The sequence below is a fragment of the Streptomyces sp. AP-93 genome (assembly GCF_022808175.1).
Lineage (GTDB): Bacteria > Actinomycetota > Actinomycetes > Streptomycetales > Streptomycetaceae > Streptomyces.
The window spans coordinates 29,139-44,532 of the sequence record NZ_JALGBX010000004.1 but is presented as its reverse complement, the minus strand read 5'-3'; the positions used below and the strand labels follow the sequence as shown (position 1 = coordinate 44,532).

13 protein-coding genes are annotated in these 15,394 nt (G+C 73.7%); 4 read left to right on the top strand and 9 right to left on the bottom strand.

All coding sequences use genetic code 11. The annotated features are described in order from the left end of the window. Positions 1 to 297: 297 nt before the first annotated feature. Complete coding sequence (locus MTF69_RS08030; protein ID WP_243332022.1) at positions 298 to 1,323, top strand: hypothetical protein; 1,026 nt, start codon at positions 298 to 300, stop codon at positions 1,321 to 1,323. Positions 1,324 to 1,370: 47 nt separating this feature from the next. After that, positions 1,371 to 3,101: an Ig-like domain-containing protein gene (locus tag MTF69_RS42795; RefSeq protein WP_279345528.1), complete on the top strand. Its 1,731-nt coding sequence runs from the start codon at positions 1,371 to 1,373 to the stop codon at positions 3,099 to 3,101. An 82-nt stretch (positions 3,102 to 3,183) separates the two neighbouring features. Here the strand turns inward: MTF69_RS42795 and MTF69_RS08015 are convergent, their stop codons facing one another. After that, positions 3,184 to 3,948, bottom strand: coding sequence for a dienelactone hydrolase family protein (locus MTF69_RS08015; RefSeq protein ID WP_243332021.1), 765 nt, complete (start codon positions 3,946 to 3,948; stop codon positions 3,184 to 3,186). 115 nt (positions 3,949 to 4,063) lie between these two features. Here MTF69_RS08015 and MTF69_RS08010 point away from each other — a divergent pair, with 115 nt between their 5' ends. Beyond that, entirely contained in the window at positions 4,064 to 5,257 is a 1,194-nt protein-coding gene (locus MTF69_RS08010; protein ID WP_243332019.1) for a cytochrome P450, read from the top strand. A gap of 15 nt (positions 5,258 to 5,272) precedes the next feature. Here MTF69_RS08010 and MTF69_RS08005 read toward each other — a convergent pair whose 3' ends face one another. Beyond that, a complete protein-coding gene (locus MTF69_RS08005; protein ID WP_243332018.1) occupies positions 5,273 to 5,884 on the bottom strand; it encodes a YdeI family protein in 612 nt (203 codons plus the stop codon). Positions 5,885 to 6,003: 119 nt separating this feature from the next. On the opposite strand from MTF69_RS08005, the gene MTF69_RS08000 reads away from it, so the two are divergent. Then, the gene (locus tag MTF69_RS08000; protein ID WP_243332017.1) at positions 6,004 to 6,354 is read left to right on the top strand and encodes a hypothetical protein; all 351 of its coding nucleotides are present in this window, start codon (positions 6,004 to 6,006) and stop codon (positions 6,352 to 6,354) included. A 31-nt stretch (positions 6,355 to 6,385) separates the two neighbouring features. Here the strand turns inward: MTF69_RS08000 and MTF69_RS07995 are convergent, their stop codons facing one another. From MTF69_RS07995 to MTF69_RS07965, 7 genes are all read right to left on the bottom strand, one after another. Next, a complete protein-coding gene (locus MTF69_RS07995) occupies positions 6,386 to 6,571 on the bottom strand; it encodes a DUF6381 family protein (RefSeq protein ID WP_279345527.1) in 186 nt (61 codons plus the stop codon). Between the two features lie 98 nt (positions 6,572 to 6,669). Continuing rightward, complete coding sequence (locus MTF69_RS07990) at positions 6,670 to 7,008, bottom strand: HPP family protein (RefSeq protein WP_243332015.1); 339 nt, start codon at positions 7,006 to 7,008, stop codon at positions 6,670 to 6,672. 155 nt (positions 7,009 to 7,163) lie between these two features. Next, the gene (locus MTF69_RS07985; protein WP_243332619.1) at positions 7,164 to 7,904 is read right to left on the bottom strand and encodes an NPP1 family protein; all 741 of its coding nucleotides are present in this window, start codon (positions 7,902 to 7,904) and stop codon (positions 7,164 to 7,166) included. Positions 7,905 to 8,080: 176 nt separating this feature from the next. Further along, positions 8,081 to 9,313, bottom strand: coding sequence for a serine hydrolase (locus tag MTF69_RS07980; protein WP_279345541.1), 1,233 nt, complete (start codon positions 9,311 to 9,313; stop codon positions 8,081 to 8,083). A 168-nt stretch (positions 9,314 to 9,481) separates the two neighbouring features. Continuing rightward, positions 9,482 to 10,330 (bottom strand): C40 family peptidase, encoded by an 849-nt coding sequence (locus MTF69_RS07975; RefSeq protein WP_243332617.1) that lies wholly within the window; start codon positions 10,328 to 10,330, stop codon positions 9,482 to 9,484. 205 nt (positions 10,331 to 10,535) lie between these two features. Continuing rightward, entirely contained in the window at positions 10,536 to 14,573 is a 4,038-nt protein-coding gene (locus tag MTF69_RS07970; protein ID WP_243332012.1) for a helix-turn-helix domain-containing protein, read from the bottom strand. Positions 14,574 to 14,747: 174 nt separating this feature from the next. Further along, positions 14,748 to 15,128, bottom strand: a complete 381-nt coding sequence (locus tag MTF69_RS07965; RefSeq protein ID WP_243332009.1) for a hypothetical protein — start codon at positions 15,126 to 15,128, stop codon at positions 14,748 to 14,750. Positions 15,129 to 15,394 lie beyond the last annotated feature (266 nt).

Here is a 15,394-nt window from a genome sequence, read left to right as displayed (position 1 = left end):
AGGGAGTTGGGGCCTTGTGGTGATGCCCCGACTCTCGCGCACCGGAATTGTTCAGGTCCATCGATTGTTTTCGATCATTCCTTTCAGGAAACCTGAAAGATGCAGGCGGGCGCCTTGATCGGCGTAAACCTCTTATCTGCTAGGTGAGACAGTCCTCTCTCGCTGTGGATGCATGCCAAAAGGACTGTTACAGTCCGCATGCGCGACTCTGGATGAGGGAGACAATTTCATGCCAAAGACAGTTCTGCGGCGCGCCGTCGCAGGAAAGTCACTGGTCATCGCGCCCTCCTGGCCCTCTTGGTGCCGGGACCGGCCTACGCCAACACCGTCGGCGTGACGGTGAAGACTCCGGGGGCCACCTCCGGACCCGCAGCGACCTTCTCCGAGATATCCACCCACGCGGACTGCCCCTCGGGGCTCGTCTCCGGTGGCGGGATCAACCAGGCCATCGGCACCGGGACGTCGTCCAACGGCAACAAGGTGAACGGCACGTCGCCCAGCCCCGACGGCAGCACCGAGTACACCGGCTCCACCGGCGTCGTCGGCAGCGACGTGACGCACTGGCTCGGCATCGGCGGCAGCGGGGGCGCGGTCAACGCCTCGTTCTCCAGCACCCCTTACGCCATGTGCTTCACCAGCAACCTGATCAACCACACCCAGGTGGTGATGAACAAGGTCGCCGGACCCACCACGTCCTCCACGGTGGGCCTCGTCACCGCCACCTGCCCGGCCAACACCCGGCTGCTCGGCGGCGGCGCCCGGATCACCCCGGCCGACGTCGGCAGCCTCAAGCCGATCGCGTCCTTCCCCACCTTCAACGACGCCGGGCACGCCTACGGCCAGAAGGCGGCGGCCGACGGCGAGACGAACCCCGACTCCTGGACCGCGGTCTGCTGGAACGGCGGTGGCGGCGGCACCGGCAATACGACGTACGCCTACGCGATCTGCAGCGGCAACACCATCGACATCAGCGGCGCCACGGTCAAGGTGCGCCACAGCGAGGTCAGCGGCCCGACCGCCGCCACGTCGGGCCAGACCGCAACGGTCGGCTGCGGCGGCAACGACGGAAAGCTGATCAGCGGCGGCGCGGCCATCAGCGGCGGCAGCGTGACCACCACGGCCTTCACCGGACCGGGTTCGCCGGGCGACCACCTGGGCGGCAGCTACCCGAGCGACTCCGGCGGAACCCCGGTCGGCGACGGCACCACCACGGCCTCCTACTGGACGGCCACGGCCTACACCCACACCGGCCACACGGGCGGCGGCAGTTCCCCCAACACCTACACCGACGCCTGGGCGCTGTGCGCCGACGACGGCGTCTGAGCGGCACGAGGGACCCCCGCCCCATCACCACCACACCGATCAGGACCATGACCCGAATCAGACCCCACTCCCTCCCCGCCTCCCGGACCGCGCTCGCCCTCGGAGCGGCCGCACTCCTCGCCGCCCTGGTGGCACCCCTCACCGCGACCGCCGACCCGGCGGACGCGTCGTCCGGCCCCTGCGGCCCGGCGGGCTTCTTCACCAGCTCGCCGCCCACCTGTACGTACGCCACCGCGGGCACGGACGTCTTCACCGTGCCCGCCGGGGTGAGTGAGCTCACCGTCGACCTGTACGGAGCCGAAGGCGGCAGCGCCGCCGGCTTCGTCTCCCCGAACCCGCCGAACGAGGGCGCACCCGGCGGCCTCGGCGGCCGGACCCACGCGGTCCTGGCCGTGACCCCCGGCCAGGCTCTTCAGATCACCCGGGGAGGCGTCGGCAGCTCCGGCACCTCCCGGCGCGGCGAGTACGCCCGGCCCGGCGGCTTCGGCCACGGCACGGGCGGCGGCGGCGCACACGGCGGCGGCGGCTCCGGCGGCGGCGCCACCGACCTGCGCGCCGGCGCCTTCGGGCCGGCCGACCGGATCCTGGTGGCCGGCGCGGGCGGAGGCGCCGGGAACGGCGGCCCCCTCCTGCGCGGCGGGAACGGCGGCCAGGGCGGCGGTCCCGAGGGATCCGGCGCCGGGGGAACCGGCGGAACCCAGACCCAGCACGGGACCGGAACCCGGACCAACCCGCTCGGCGCACCGGGCGGCAACGCGAGCGACATCGATCAGTACACCGGCCTGCCCAACCCCGGCTCCGGTGGCACCGGGGGCAACGGCGGCCGCGGCGGCCGCGGCGGCAACGGCGGCGGCGGAGGCGGTGGCGGCTGGTTCGGCGGCGGTGGCGGCTCCGGCGGCGGCAACCCCGGCAACCTCTACGGAGCCGGCGGCGGTGGCGGCAGCGGCCATGCGGCCGGGGCCGAGGCCGGTGTCTCCGAGTCCTCCCTGCAGTCGGGCGTCCAGCACGGCGACGGCAAGGCCGTCGTCTCCTTCCGCTACAGGACGTCGACCACCCTCACCACGGACACCACCACCCCGCTGTTCGGGCACGCCGTCGCCCTGACCGCGACCGTCACGGGCTCGGAACACCCGCCCGCCGCCCCGGGAGGCAGCGTCACCTTCTCCGAGGGGACCACCCCGCTCGCCACCGTCGCGCTCGACGGGGGGCGGGCCCGCTTCACCACGAGCGCTCTGCGCCCCGGAGACCACCGGATCAGCGCCACGTACACCCCGGACGCCGACCACACGGCGAGCTCCACCGGTGAACCGGCCGGCATCACCGTCGGATTCAGCCGGCCCTGCATCACGACCGGCCACCGGGGGCCGCTGACCGTGGCGGCCGGGGAATCGCTCTGCATCGCCTCCGGCGGAAGCCAGAGCGGTCCGCTGACCGTCCGGCCCGGAGGCGCGCTGTCCGTATCGGACGGCCGCGTCACCGGTCCGTTCTCCGCCGACGGGGCGCTCGCCGTGTCCCTCTGCGGATCCACGCTGACCGGCCCGGTCGGCGTACGCAGCACCAGCGGTTTCGTGGAGATCGGCTCCGCCGCGGACGCGGGGGCGCCCCCGGTCTGCGCCGGCAACACGATCACCGGTCCGGTCACCCTGGAAGCCAACACCGGAGGCGTCGAGTTCTCGGGCGGCCGGGTCGTCGGACCGCTGCGCTGCGAAGCCAACGAACCGGCGCCGCGCGTCACCGCAACCACCGTCGTCGGACCCCGGTCCGGCCAGTGCCGGTAAGCGTAGCCCCGTAGCCCCGTAGCCCCGTAGCCCCGTAGCCCCGTAGGAGCGCGGGCCCGGCAGAACGCCGGGCCCGCGCGACTCAGAACGTCCGGTCCAGCAGCGCGAACAGCGCGGACCAGTGCCGCTCGTCCGAGACCGCGTCGTAGGAGCTCGTGTCGGCCAGGGTGTAGCCGTGCGCGGCGCCCTCGTACACCTCGGCCCGGTGGCGGACGCCCGCCGCCGAGAGGGCCTTCTCCAGCCGGTCGATCTCCTCGGCCGGCAGCGACGGATCCCGGTCCGCATGGCCGAAGTACAGCTCGGCGGTGACCCGGTGCGCCACCAGGTGCGGACTGTCCGCCGCGTCCGTGGCCAGGAACCCGCCGTGGAAGCCGGCCGCGGCCGCCACCCGCTGCGGATACGTACCCGCCGTGAGCAGGGCCAGCCTGGCGCCCAGGCAGTACCCCGTGATCGCCACCGGCCCGGCGGCGACCTCCGGGAGGCCCGCGAGCCGCTCCAGATAGGCCTCGGCGTCGCGCATCGCCAGCTCGGCCGTCAGCGAGTCGAGGGCCGGGCCCACCCGGTCGGTGAGCTCCGGCTGCCGGGCGAAGTCCACGAACTCCGGAAGCTCGAACACCGGTGCGCGCCCGTGGCGGTAGAAGAGGTTGGGCATCAGCACGACGTAGCCGGCCGCCGCGATCCGGTCCGCCACCGACTTGATGTGCGGGCGGATCCCGAGGGCGTTCACGTACAGCAGCACCCCCGGGTACGTGCCCGCGCCGTCGGGCCGGGCCAGATAGGCATCGGCGGTGCCGTCCCGAGTGACGACGTCCACCGTCGTCCGGACTACCTCGCATGCGGTCGTCATGGCCGTCCCCCTCTTTCGTATGGCGAAGGCCGCAGACTACCGTGATCGGGCACTTGCCCCGGAGTGTCCGGAAACCGCCCCCACCGGTCCCCAACTGGGGGCGTACCGTGGTCCGATGCCAGTAGTGGACATCAGTGCCAGCGCGGAAGAGTTCGATGCCGACCCCTATGCGTTCTACGAGAGGATGCGCGCGGCGGCGCCCGTCCACCAGATCGTCCTCAACGCCGACGAGATCCAGCCGAGCTGGATGATCGTCGGGCACGAGGAAGCGCGCCGCGCGCTCAACCACCCGGCCCTGTCCAAGGACTGGCGCTCCTCGGGCAACTTCCCGGACGCCCAGCTCAACGCCGTGAACTCCAACATGCTGGAATCCGACCCGCCCCACCACACCCGGCTGCGGCGCCTGGTCGCACGGGAGTTCACCGCACGCCGGATGGAAGGCATGCGGACGCGAGTCCAGCAGATCACCGACGAGCTGCTCGACGCGATGGCCGCCCGGCCGGAGCGCGGCGGCGACCTGATCGACGCACTGGCCTTCCCGCTCCCGATGACCGTGATCTGCGAGCTGCTCGGCGTCCCCGACCTGGACCGTGCCCGCTTCCGGCACTGGTCCAACGAGATCGTCGCCCCGACCTCGGGCGCCTCGAACAGCACCGCGCACCAGGAGCTGGGGATCTACCTCGCGGAGCTCATCGAGGCCAAGGCCAAGGAGCCCGGCGAGGACCTGCTCAGCGCGCTGATCCGGACCAGCGACGAGGACGGCGACTCGCTGTCCTGCGACGAGGTCATCGGGATGGCCTTCCTGCTCCTGGTCGCGGGCCACGAGACCACCGTCAACCTCATCTCCAACGGCGTACGGGCCCTGCTCGCCCACCCCGGACAACTGGCCGCGCTGCGCGAGGACTTCGACGGACTGCTCGACGGAGCGGTCGAGGAGATGCTCCGCTACGACGGCCCCGTGCAGCACACCACGTACCGCTACGCCCGCGAGTCCCTGGAACTGGGCGGCGCCACCATCCCGGCCGAGGCCACCGTGCTCGTCTCCCTGGCAGGCGCCGACCGCGACCCCGCCCGCTTCGCGGACCCCGAGGTCTTCGACATCGGCCGCGCCCCGCAGGGCCACCTGGCCTTCGGGCACGGGCTGCACTTCTGCATCGGCGCTCCGCTGGCGCGCATGGAGGGCCGCATCGCTATCCGCTCCCTGCTCGAACGCTTCCCCGGCCTGGCCGAGGACCCGGCGGCCGGCCCGCCGGCCTGGCTGCCGGGCACCCTGATGCATGGCGTGAGCCGCCTGCCGCTCCGCTGGTAGCCCCGGCGGCCCGGGTCAGCCGGCGGCGCCCCGCGCCAGGAGGCGTACGGCCTGCTCCAGGCGGGTCTGCCGGGTCTGCGGGGTGAGGGCCTGGAGGAGGGGCAGGGCGACGAGGTAGCGTCCGGTCCGGTCCAGGGCTTCGAAGGCCGCCCGGGCCACCGGGTTCTGCGCCAGGGCCGCCGAGAGGTCGGGCGGCACCTCCGCCGTCCGCTGGGAGGCGTAGGCCCCCGCCCAGCGGCCGTCCTCCTGCGCCTTGCGCACCTCGGCGAGGCCCGGTCCGCGCATGCGGCCCAGGGCCGTCAGCTCGGTCACCTTGTCGACATTGACCTGCGACCACAGGCTCCGGGGCCGGCGGGGGACGTACTTCTGAAGGTAGTGCCGCTCGTCCAGGGACCGGCGCTGCCCGGAGATCCAGCCGTAGCAGAGCCCGATGTCGACCAGTTCGTCCGCGGTGACCGAAGGGATCCCGGACGCCTTCTTCGCCAGCTTGACCCACACGCCCTCGTGCCGGGCGTGGTGCCCGGCCAGCCAGTCCTCGAAGGCCCCGGCATCGGCGAACGCGATGACCTCCACGCCGTCCAGCTCGTCCAGCCCGTCGCGCTCATCCCGCTCGTCCCGCTCGTCCATGCGGGCCAGATTAGTGGCCGCGCCCCCGGAGCGGAGCGGGTGCCCGGCTGCGGGATAATGATCGCCGGTGCGGGCCCGGTTCGCGCCGGACAGCGCAGCGACCCGAGATGGAGCCCCCGATGGACGTACGCCACTTCGAGCGGATCACCGCCTTCATCGAGGCGCGGCTGACCCCGCTCTTCGCCGAGGAGACGGGCAGCGAGAACGGCTTCGGGATGGACGACACCTCCCGCGCCCTGCGGGCCCTGCGCAACGCGGCGCTGGAGGCCTCGGTGGCCAAGGGGCTCATCGAGCAGCGGGAGACGGCCGAGCCGGCGGTCCGCCGGGTCATCGACCAGGCGGTGGAGCACCACTGGGACGTGCTGCGCGGCATCGCCCGCCAGTGGGAGGACCACGCCGACTTCGTCCGCGAGTTCAAGCGCCACGCGTGGGAACTCGACGAAGCCCCCGCGGCGGCCGTGGCCCCGTAGTCCGGACAGACCCCTGCCGGACCAGCCGGCTCTACCGCAGGTCCATGCCCGGGTCGTCGATGACGCGCTCCTGCTCGCTCTGCTCGCGCAGGCGGCGCGCCTTGTCCCGCAGCCGGAGGCTCTCGTCGGGGTCGGTCGAGCGGGTGGCGGCCTCGTCGAGTTCCTGCGCCTTGTCGCGCAGCTGCCGGGACCGGCCGTGGGATTCGCCTGCACTCATGATCACTCCTGGGCGCTGTGGGGGGACGCCGGGCGGATTTCAGCGAACCAGCAGTACACCCGGAGCGCATCTCGAAGCGCCGCCACGGCGACGTACGGTCACCACCAGTACGCGGGGTACCTCGGCGCCGTGCGGCGCACGCGGGAGGCCGCGTACCCGGTCAGGACGATCAGGACGGTCGATCCGAACAGCAACGGGACGAACCGGGCCGCCACCGGGGTCTGGAGCACGACCACCACCGCGGTGGCGCAGGCGGGTGAATGCGGCGTGCGCGCGGCCATGACCAGCGCCAGCGTGACACCGGCGGCGGCCGTGGGCCGGGCCGGGGCCCGGCCGCCGAACGCCCGGCGGCGGGGCGGTTCGGGGGCGGCGGGCCCGGTGGATCCGGGAGGACCCGGGGATCCGGCGGGCGACGCGGGGTGGACAGCGGTACTCATCGAGGCAGGTTTCCGGGCAGGGCGGCCGCCGGCCGGGCAGGGGCGGAGCGGGGGTGGCGGGGCGGCGCCGTTCCCGCCGTGACCCTATCCGGCCCCCTCTCGCCACCTGCCCGCGAGTCCGGTGGCCGTCACGGGAGCCACGGCCGTCACGGCCGTCACGCGTTGGGGTCGAAGGGGATCCCGGCCGGTTTGGCCTTGGCCAGGTGGCCGTTGAACTGGCCGTCCTTGATCCCGAGCAGGGCGCTGCCGAAATCGGCCTGGCTCAGCTTGTCGCGCAGCCCCGCGGGGTAGCCGTTCCAGCCGACCAGCGTCGGATACTGCCAGGTCCCCTTGTGGTTCTCCGGCGGCTCGTCGTTGGAGTTCGCGGCACGGAAGCAGTGCGTGCTCCAGCCGTCCTTGTGGTAGACGATCTTCGGGTGGGTGCCGTCGAACCGGATCTGCGAGGCGGCGTGCACCTTGAAGTTCCCGTGCTCCGAAGTGGAGACGTAGGCCACCTGGTTGTTCTGGATCCACACTACGACGTGCTCCCAGTCGTGCCGGTGCCCCGCGCTGCCAGGGCCGAGCGAGACCTGGTCCTTCTCGAAGTAGAGCGCATACATGACGGCGCACCAGCCGTTGTTGCACTTCGCGCGGGAGTAGCCGTTGGTGTTGTTGAGGTCGGAGAGGTCGCGGCATTGGCCGTTGACGTCGCCCCCCATCTTCAGGCCCCCATTGATGGTGCCGTCCGGACCGATGGCGGGGCTGGAGTAGCAGCCGTCGCGGTCGTAGTCGTAGGCCGGCTGGAAGGTCTGCTCCAGCCCGTCCGCGTTGGCCGGCAGCGCCGGGGGCGGAGCCGCGTACGCGATCCCCGAGGCGGCGAGGACCAGCGCCGCGGCCCCCGCCGTGACGGCGGCCATCCTGCGGGCCCGTCGGCCCGGCCCCCTGCGGGAACGCTTCACGGACGGTGCGTCGGGCATCGTGTCCTCCTCATCGGTCACACGGACAACGCCCGTGTGGGAATGCGGAGTTCAGCTTTCCCGGCTCCCGCCCCCAGGCCAAGGGGCGGGAGCCTCCCGGTGTCCGGGAATCGCCGTCAGCGGTTCTCGGGGAGGTCCGCCTCCGCCGCGGCCGCGGCCGGGGCGAACGCGAAACCGCGGGCCGTGGCCGGGCCGGCCGCCGGAGCCTTACCGCAGAAGGCGGCCTCCAGCGTGCCGCCGAGGGCGGTGTTGGCCTGCCCCCGGTTGGAGGTGTTCGCCATGGCGGAGAGGGAGCGCTTGCCGTCCCGGGTGGTGAACGCGTAGGTGTAGAAGCCCTGCACCGTGCCCGTGTGCCCGTAGACCTGCGCACCGCACGAGAGGTCGTAGCGGCGCAGGCCCAGCCCGTAGAACCGGGTGTTCGTGGTGTCCGTCGGGGTCACGGTGAGCATGGCGTCCAGCGTGCCCGGGCGCAGCAGCTTCCCGCCGAGCAGGGAGGACATGAAGGTGCTGAGGTCGGCCGCGCTGGAGATCATCGCGCCCGCGGACTGCGCCCAGGAGACGGTCTGTTCGGTGGAGTCGACCAGCGGGGCGCCGGCCTCGTCCGGGTGGAGGTAGCCGTTGGCGTGCAGACCCTTGATGGCCGTGCCCGGGTGGACGTAGGAGGTGTGCTTCAGCTTGAGGGGCTTGATGATGCGCCGCTCGTACTCCTTGGCCACCGGCTTTCCGGTGGCCTTCTCGATCAGCATCCCCACCACGACGAAGTTGGTGTTCGAGTACTTGTACGCGACCCCGGGCTCGGTGGTCCTGGGCTCGGCGAGCGAGAGGCCGACGAGCTCCTTGTAGGTGAACACCTTGTTCCGGACGGCCTCGAAGCCGGGCACGGTGTGCTCGAACATCGCGTTCGTGTAGTCCGCGAGACCGCTCCGGTGGGTGAGCAGGTGGCGCACCGTGATCCGGTCGTCGGGCAGCAGGCCCGGGAGGTACGCGTTGACCGGCCGGTCCAGCTCGATCCGCCCCTCGTCGACCAGTTGGAGGAGGACGACCGAGGAGAACGTCTTGGTGACGCTGCCGATGCGGAAGCGGGCCCGCGTGTCCATCGCCGCGCCCGTGCTCCGGTCCCGTACGCCCTCCACCCGGGACCGGACGCCGTCCGGACCGGTGAAGCGGGCCATCGCGCCGGGCGCTCCGGCCGCCGTCGTATTGCGCAACGCCTGCGTCAGCGCCTCCAGATCGGGCGCGGCGGCCGGCGCCGCGGCCGGCTGGGCGGCGGCCTGGGCGGCCGAGCCCGGCGCGGTCGCCGCGTGGGCGGCGGTGGCGGGCAGCGTACCGCCGGCCACGACGGCGAGCAGGGCGGCGCCGACGGCCAGGCGCCGTGAGCGGGGGAGCGGCGGCCGGGTGGACGGGGACGACGGGGACGACAGGGACGACGGGGACGCGGACAGGCGCACTTTGCTCCTCGGATGGGCCGGGCGGGCCGGCGCGGGGGGTTTGCGGGTCGATTCCGACCTTACGGATGATCAACGACAGGTAGGCACGTTTTCCAGCCAAGCCGCCCCGCGGACGTAAATGTTCGTCATCCACGCCTGATAGTCCGGAAGATACGACCAGACGTCATTGGTGTAGCCGTCCGAGGTCACCGACTCCGCGTGCTTCTGGCATTCGACGCGGATGGTCGTCGGCCCGGGGAAGGCGTAGACGCGCGCGGCCGCCGTGGAGGGACGGTCCTTCGTCCAGACGCCCGAGCCCCAGGTCTGGAACACGTGTCCGGTGACCGGGCCGGTGTCCACGCGGACCGCCCCGTAGTAGCCGTTCGACAGCCGTGCGTCGGTGACCTCGCTGACCATCAGTTTGGTGCCCGACTGCCGGGCCTCCGCCATCTTGCCCGCCCCGAGGTAGAGGGCGATGTGGTGCAGGTCGCGGGAGGTGCCCCACACCAGCAGGTCGCCGGGGAGCAGCGGCGCGAGCCCCTGGGCGGCCGTGAAGCGGCCGGCCGCGCGGTGCGTGTAGTACTGCGCACTGGCCACCCCGTCCAGCAGGTCCGAGCCGGCTGCCTGCGCGTAGGCGTAGCGGACGAACCCCGAGCAGTCGAAGCCGAGCCGTTCGGGATCGTGCTCGCTCGCCGGATCGGTGGGGTCCACCTGCCCGTACGTGGCACCGGGCCCCGGGCCGTGACCACCGCCCCAGGTGTACCAGACCCCCTTTCCCACCTGTTCGCAGGCGGCGGCGACGGCGCGCTCGGCCGCCGCCGAGGCCCCGGGGGCCAGGACCCGGCAACCGCCGTCGGCGGCCGCCGGGCCGGCGGGGGTGCAGAGGAGTACGGCCAGGAGCGCGAGGAGCGTTCCGATGAGACCTGTTCGGCGCAGCACGAGGGGAGACACGAGGGGAGACACGATGGGAGACCTCGATTCACTGGGCGCGGTGGTGGTGTGAAGCGCGGCCGTCCGCCCGGCACTTGGCCGTCGGCGCCGCACCCGCGACCAGCCTGTCGGCCGCCGCCGCGTCCCGTCGAGGACCGGGCGCGGCACCACCCGAACGGGCAACGGGAAACCCCCGAGGAAACCCCGGAACGGCTCAGCAGCGCCGCGGAGCCCGCGGCGGCAGGCCGGGCACCAGCGCCTGCCGCTCGCGCGGTCCGAGGCGGCCCACCGTCCGGCAGATGTCCGCCAGCCGGGCGCCGGGATCCGGGTTCCACAGCCGTACGGTGCCGTCGTTGCTGCTGCTGGCCAGGGTCCGCCCGTCGGGGGAGAAGACGACCCCCCACACCGCGTTCGTGTGGCCCGACAGCGCGGCCCGGAGCCGGTGTCCGGGCACGTCCCACAGCCGCACCGTACGGTCGTTGCCGCTGCTCGCCAGGGTCCGCCCGTCGGGGGAGAAGGCGATGCCCCGCGCCGATCCGGTGTGCCCGGTCAGCACCGCGGTGACGCGCCGCTGCTCCGCGTCCCACAGCCGTACGGTGCCGTCGTTGCCGCTGCTCGCCAGGGTCCGCCCGTCCGCGCCGAACGCGACGGCCCGTACCGCTCCCGCGTGCCCGCTGAGCGCGGCGAGCGGGCGGCGCCCTGCCACGTCCCACAGCCGTACGGTCAGATCGTCCCCGGCGCTGGCCAGGGTCCGCCCGTCGGGGCTGAAGACCACGTCGTTCGCGAAGTCGGTGTGCCCGGTGAGGATGGCGAGCGGACTGCGCGTGGCGGTGTCCCACAGCCGCACGGAGCCGTCGGCCCCGGCCGAGGCGAGGGTGCGGCCGTCGGGGGCGAAGGCCACCGAGAACACGGTCCCGGTGTGCCCGGTGAGGGTGGCGAGGGGAGCGCGCCCGGCGGTGTCCCAGAGGCGTACGGTGCCGTCGGCTCCGGCCGAGGCGAGGGTGCGGCCGTCGGGGGCGAAGGCCACCGAGAACACCGTCTCGGCGTGCCCCGCGAAAGTGGCCTGAACCCGCCGTCCGGCCACGTCCCACACCAGCACCGTGTGATCGGCGTCGGCCGTGGCCAGCAGCTTCCCGTCGGGGCTGTACGCGGAGTGCCACACCTCGGTGAACGGGCGCGCCGTCAGCACCGGCCCCCGCAGGTCCCAGAGCACGACGGACTGGTCGAACGCGGCGGTGGCGAGCACCGATCCCGCCGGATCCACGGAGACGGCGAGCACGTAGTCGGTGTGCCCGGCGAGCGTCGCCGTGAGCCGGGCGCCCCGGACGTCCCACAGCCGGGTGGTGCCGTCGCCGCCCCCGCTGATGACGGTGGTCCCGTCCGGCGTGTAGGCCACGGAGTTGACGTCGTCGCTGTGCCCGGCCAGCGTCGCGGCCGCGCGCCGCCCGCCGACGTCCCACAATCGCACCGTACGGTCGACCCCGCCGGTGGCGACCGTACGGCCGTCCGGGGCGAAGGCCGCGCCCAGCACTTCCCCGGTGTGCCCCTCCAGGACGGCGGCCGGCTCCGCCCGCCGCGTGTCCCACAGCCGTACGGTCCCGTCGGCGCCGGCCGATACGAGGCTCCGGCCGTCCGGGGCGTAGGCCAGGGTGTTGACCCGTGCGGTGTGCCCGGTCAGGACGGCGCGCTCGCCGTGTTCCCCGGCCGGGTCCCGCAACTGGATGGTCCCCTCGGCGGTGGCGATGGCGAGGGTGCGCCCGTCGGGGGCGAAGGCCACCGCCCGGGCGCCCGCCGTACTGGCGGGCAGCACGGACACGGGGCGGCCGCCCGCGCCGACGGACCAGAGCCGGACCGGGCCGTCGGTGGAACCGGCCGCCAGGGTCCGCCCGTCGGGGCTGAAGGCGACCGTGCGCACCCGGCCGGGCGCGGTGAAGGCGGCGACCGTGCTCCGGTCGGCCACCCGCCGCAGCAGCACCTTCCCGTCGGAGCCGGCGGTCGCCAGGAGCCGGCCGTCCGGTGCGAAGGCCACCGCGTTGACCGGCCCGCCGTGCCCGCCGAGCCGCGCCAGGAAGGGCTGCGACTGGGTGCTGAGCAGGGCGCCGCGCGCCTCGGGCGTCGCTTCGGCCCGGTAGGCCTCCTCGGCGAGCAGCATGGAGGCCTCGGGCTGTCCGGCCGCCAGCGACAGGGACCGGGCGGCCAGCGCCTGGGACCGGGCGGTCCGCTCCTGGCCGAGCGCCCCCGCGCGCTGCTGGTAGGCCACCCCGCCGGCGGTCAGCGCCAGCAGGAGCAGGACGACGAGCGTGGCCAGCATCCGCTGGTGCAGCCGGACCCGGAGCCGCTCCTGACGGCGGCGGGCCTCCTCCGCGGCCCGGCTCGCGTCGAGGAAGGCCGCCTCCCGGGTGCCCAGCCGGCTGCGGCCGTCCAGCTCGTCGGCCCAGGCGCGGGCGGTGGCGAGGCGGCTGCCGCGGTACAGCACGGAAGGGTCGTGGGCTTCGCGCGCCCATTCGTCGGCGGCCTGGGCCAGTTGCTGGTGGACCAGCAGTCCGGCCCGGTCGGCGTGGATCCAGCCGCGCAGCCGGGGCCAGGCGTGCAGCAGGGCCTCGTGGGTGATCTCCACGCTCTCGCTGTCCGCGCTGATCAGCCGGGCCCGGACGAAGGCGTCGAGGGCGGCGGCGGCCCGTGCTGTGTCGGCCTGCCCCTCCAGCAGGGCGGTGCGGCTCATCCGGCGCCGGGTCGGCCCCGTTCCGTCGGCGATGTGCACCAGCCGGACGAGGAGCCGCAGGACCATCCGCTGCTCGGCCGGGTACAGGTGGGCGAACACCTGCTCGGCGCTGCGCGCGACGGCGCCCTGGATGCCGCCGGCGTACTCGTATCCCGCGACGGTGAGCGTGGATCCCTCGCGCCGCTGCCAGGTGGCCATCAGCGCGTGGGACATCAGGGGCAGGGCGCTGGAGGGAGCCTCCCCGGGCCAGGCTTCCGTACCGCCGCCGGTGCGTGCCGCGGGGTCACCCGCACCGGGGTCCCGTACGCCCGCGTCCCGCAGCAGCAGCGGGACCAGCCCCGGCTCCAGTACGAGCCCCGCGAGCTCCGCCGGGCGCGTGATCGACTCCCGCAGCTCCGCCACGGACATCGGGGGCAGGACGAACAGCCCGTCGCTGAACACGGCGGCCAGCTCCGGCAGGTCCAGGCACTCACCGGAGAAGTCCGCCCGCACACCGAGCACGACGACGGCGGGTTCGTACCCGGCACCGGCACCGGCACGGGAACCGGCACCGGCGTCGGCGTCGGCCTCGGCGTGGGTGGGAGAGGCCGGGGAAGCGGACAGGGCAAGGAGCACCCGTACGAAGGAGCGGCGCTCCTCCTCGTCGGAGCAGAGGGTGAACAGCTCCTCGAACTGGTCGACCAGCAACACCGGCCGCACGGTCGGGAGCTGCTGCCCGTCCGGACCGGGGAGGGAGCCGGCGCCGTGCGTCAGCCGGTGGACGGATTCGAGCAGCAGTTCCGGGTGGGCGCTCAACTGCCCCGGGGTGACGTCGAGATCGCCGCCCACCGCCTTGACGGTGGCTTCGAGCAGTTCCCGTAGCGGATGCGCGGTGGGGGTGAACCTGACGACCGGCCAGCCGTCGGCCCCCGCCACCGGGAAGCGACCGCGCCGCAGCGCCGGTACCAGCCCCGCGCTGAGCAGGGAGGACTTGCCCGCGCCCGAGCGGGCGACGAGGAGCAACGGGCCGTGCCCGAGCCGGTCGTGGACCCGCTCGACGAGGAGGGCCGTGGCACGCTCGCGGCCGAAGAACCACTGGGCGTCCTGGGGGGTGAAGGCCGACAGACCGCGGTAGGGGCAGGCGCCGTCCGACTGCGGGGCACGCTGGCGGGGCGGGCCGGGAGCGGCGGGAGCACCGGGAGAGCCAGGAGGACCGGGAGGACCGGGAGGACCGGAAGTGTCAGGAGGACCGGGCCGGCCGGCCGGCCCGGCGCGGGATCCGGCCGGGGGCGGCCCTGACCCCTCGTTCTCCGGTACCAGCCGCAGCAGTTCGCCCTCGGCCCCGAGGGCCCGGTCGCAGCTGCGGGCGACATCGAGGGTGACCGGCTTCGCACCGGTCTCGATCTTGCTGAGATAGCCCTTGCTGTAGTGCGTCCGGCGGGCCAGGTCGCCCAGCGACAGGCCGCGCTGCACGCGCAGCCTTCGCAATTGGGCGGGAAAGGCCGCCGCGGTCCCGCTCGCGCGGTCCGGATCCCCCAAGACGTCCCCCATGGCAATGTGCGCCCAGGTTGTGAGAGGCAGGTGCCCAGGCTAGCGCGGGGGTCGGAGGGCCGACCGGCCATTCGTGCGGTGTGGCGTGAAACGGCGGCGTTCCGGAGCCCGGCCGCGGGCCGGACTCCGGAACGTCTTTGCGGGTGGCGAACGGGCGTACCGGCCCGTGAACCGCTAGCGGTTGAGGGTGATCGAGTTGATCGGCCCGAGGTCGGCGTAGACGCCGGTGCCCTGGGCGATGGGGTTGCCGCAGTTGACCCCGTTGGAACCGCGGCACAGGCGTGCGGTGGCGCCGCCGTACTGGTTGTTGAGGACCCAGTGGTTGCCGTACTGGTTGGTCAGGTTGTGGGCCCCGTAGCTGTAGAAGACGTGGCTCGGACTGACGGCGGGGTTCTGGTTCTGCGGGTAGATGCAGACCGCCCCGTCCGGACATCCGGCCCACGTGTCGGCCGGCTGGGCGCCGGCCGCTCCGGCGGCTCCGGCGGCTCCGCTCAGTGCGACGACGGCGGCCGCGGCGGTGGCGAACGCGGCGGCGCCGCGGATCATCTTGCGCATGGTGTCCCCTCGGGTCTTGCTCCGTGCTGACACTTCGAGCCTGTCCCCGGCGGGCACCGGGGTCGACGGGTTTCCCGTCGCCCGTCCGCGGACCGGACCGGGAAACCCCCTGTGACCAGCGAACTCCCCGATGGAGGGGCAACGCCCGTGCCTGCTCCTTCGGCCCAGCGCGGATGAGGCCTTCGGGCGAACGCGCTGCGCGGCACACGGGGCGGCCGCCGCCGGGGTGATAGCCCGAGGGGACCAACACACCCCGGAGGTGCGGC

What these genes read in the sequence shown, in the direction of transcription:
- MTF69_RS42795 (WP_279345528.1), top strand. Translation starts at nt 1,371, where the DNA reads ATGACCCGAATCAGACCCCACTCCCTCCCCGCCTCCCGGACCGCGCTC.
- MTF69_RS07995 (WP_279345527.1), bottom strand. Translation starts at nt 6,571, where the DNA reads ATGAGTGCAGGCGAATCCCACGGCCGGTCCCGGCAGCTGCGCGACAAG.
- MTF69_RS08005 (WP_243332018.1), bottom strand. Translation starts at nt 5,884, where the DNA reads ATGGACGAGCGGGACGAGCGGGATGAGCGCGACGGGCTGGACGAGCTG.
- MTF69_RS08010 (WP_243332019.1), top strand. Translation starts at nt 4,064, where the DNA reads ATGCCAGTAGTGGACATCAGTGCCAGCGCGGAAGAGTTCGATGCCGAC.
- MTF69_RS07965 (WP_243332009.1), bottom strand. Translation starts at nt 15,128, where the DNA reads ATGCGCAAGATGATCCGCGGCGCCGCCGCGTTCGCCACCGCCGCGGCC.
- MTF69_RS07970 (WP_243332012.1), bottom strand. Translation starts at nt 14,573, where the DNA reads ATGGGGGACGTCTTGGGGGATCCGGACCGCGCGAGCGGGACCGCGGCG.
- MTF69_RS08015 (WP_243332021.1), bottom strand. Translation starts at nt 3,948, where the DNA reads ATGACGACCGCATGCGAGGTAGTCCGGACGACGGTGGACGTCGTCACT.
- MTF69_RS07985 (WP_243332619.1), bottom strand. Translation starts at nt 7,904, where the DNA reads ATGGCCGCCGTCACGGCGGGGGCCGCGGCGCTGGTCCTCGCCGCCTCG.
- MTF69_RS07990 (WP_243332015.1), bottom strand. Translation starts at nt 7,008, where the DNA reads ATGAGTACCGCTGTCCACCCCGCGTCGCCCGCCGGATCCCCGGGTCCT.
- MTF69_RS08000 (WP_243332017.1), top strand. Translation starts at nt 6,004, where the DNA reads ATGGACGTACGCCACTTCGAGCGGATCACCGCCTTCATCGAGGCGCGG.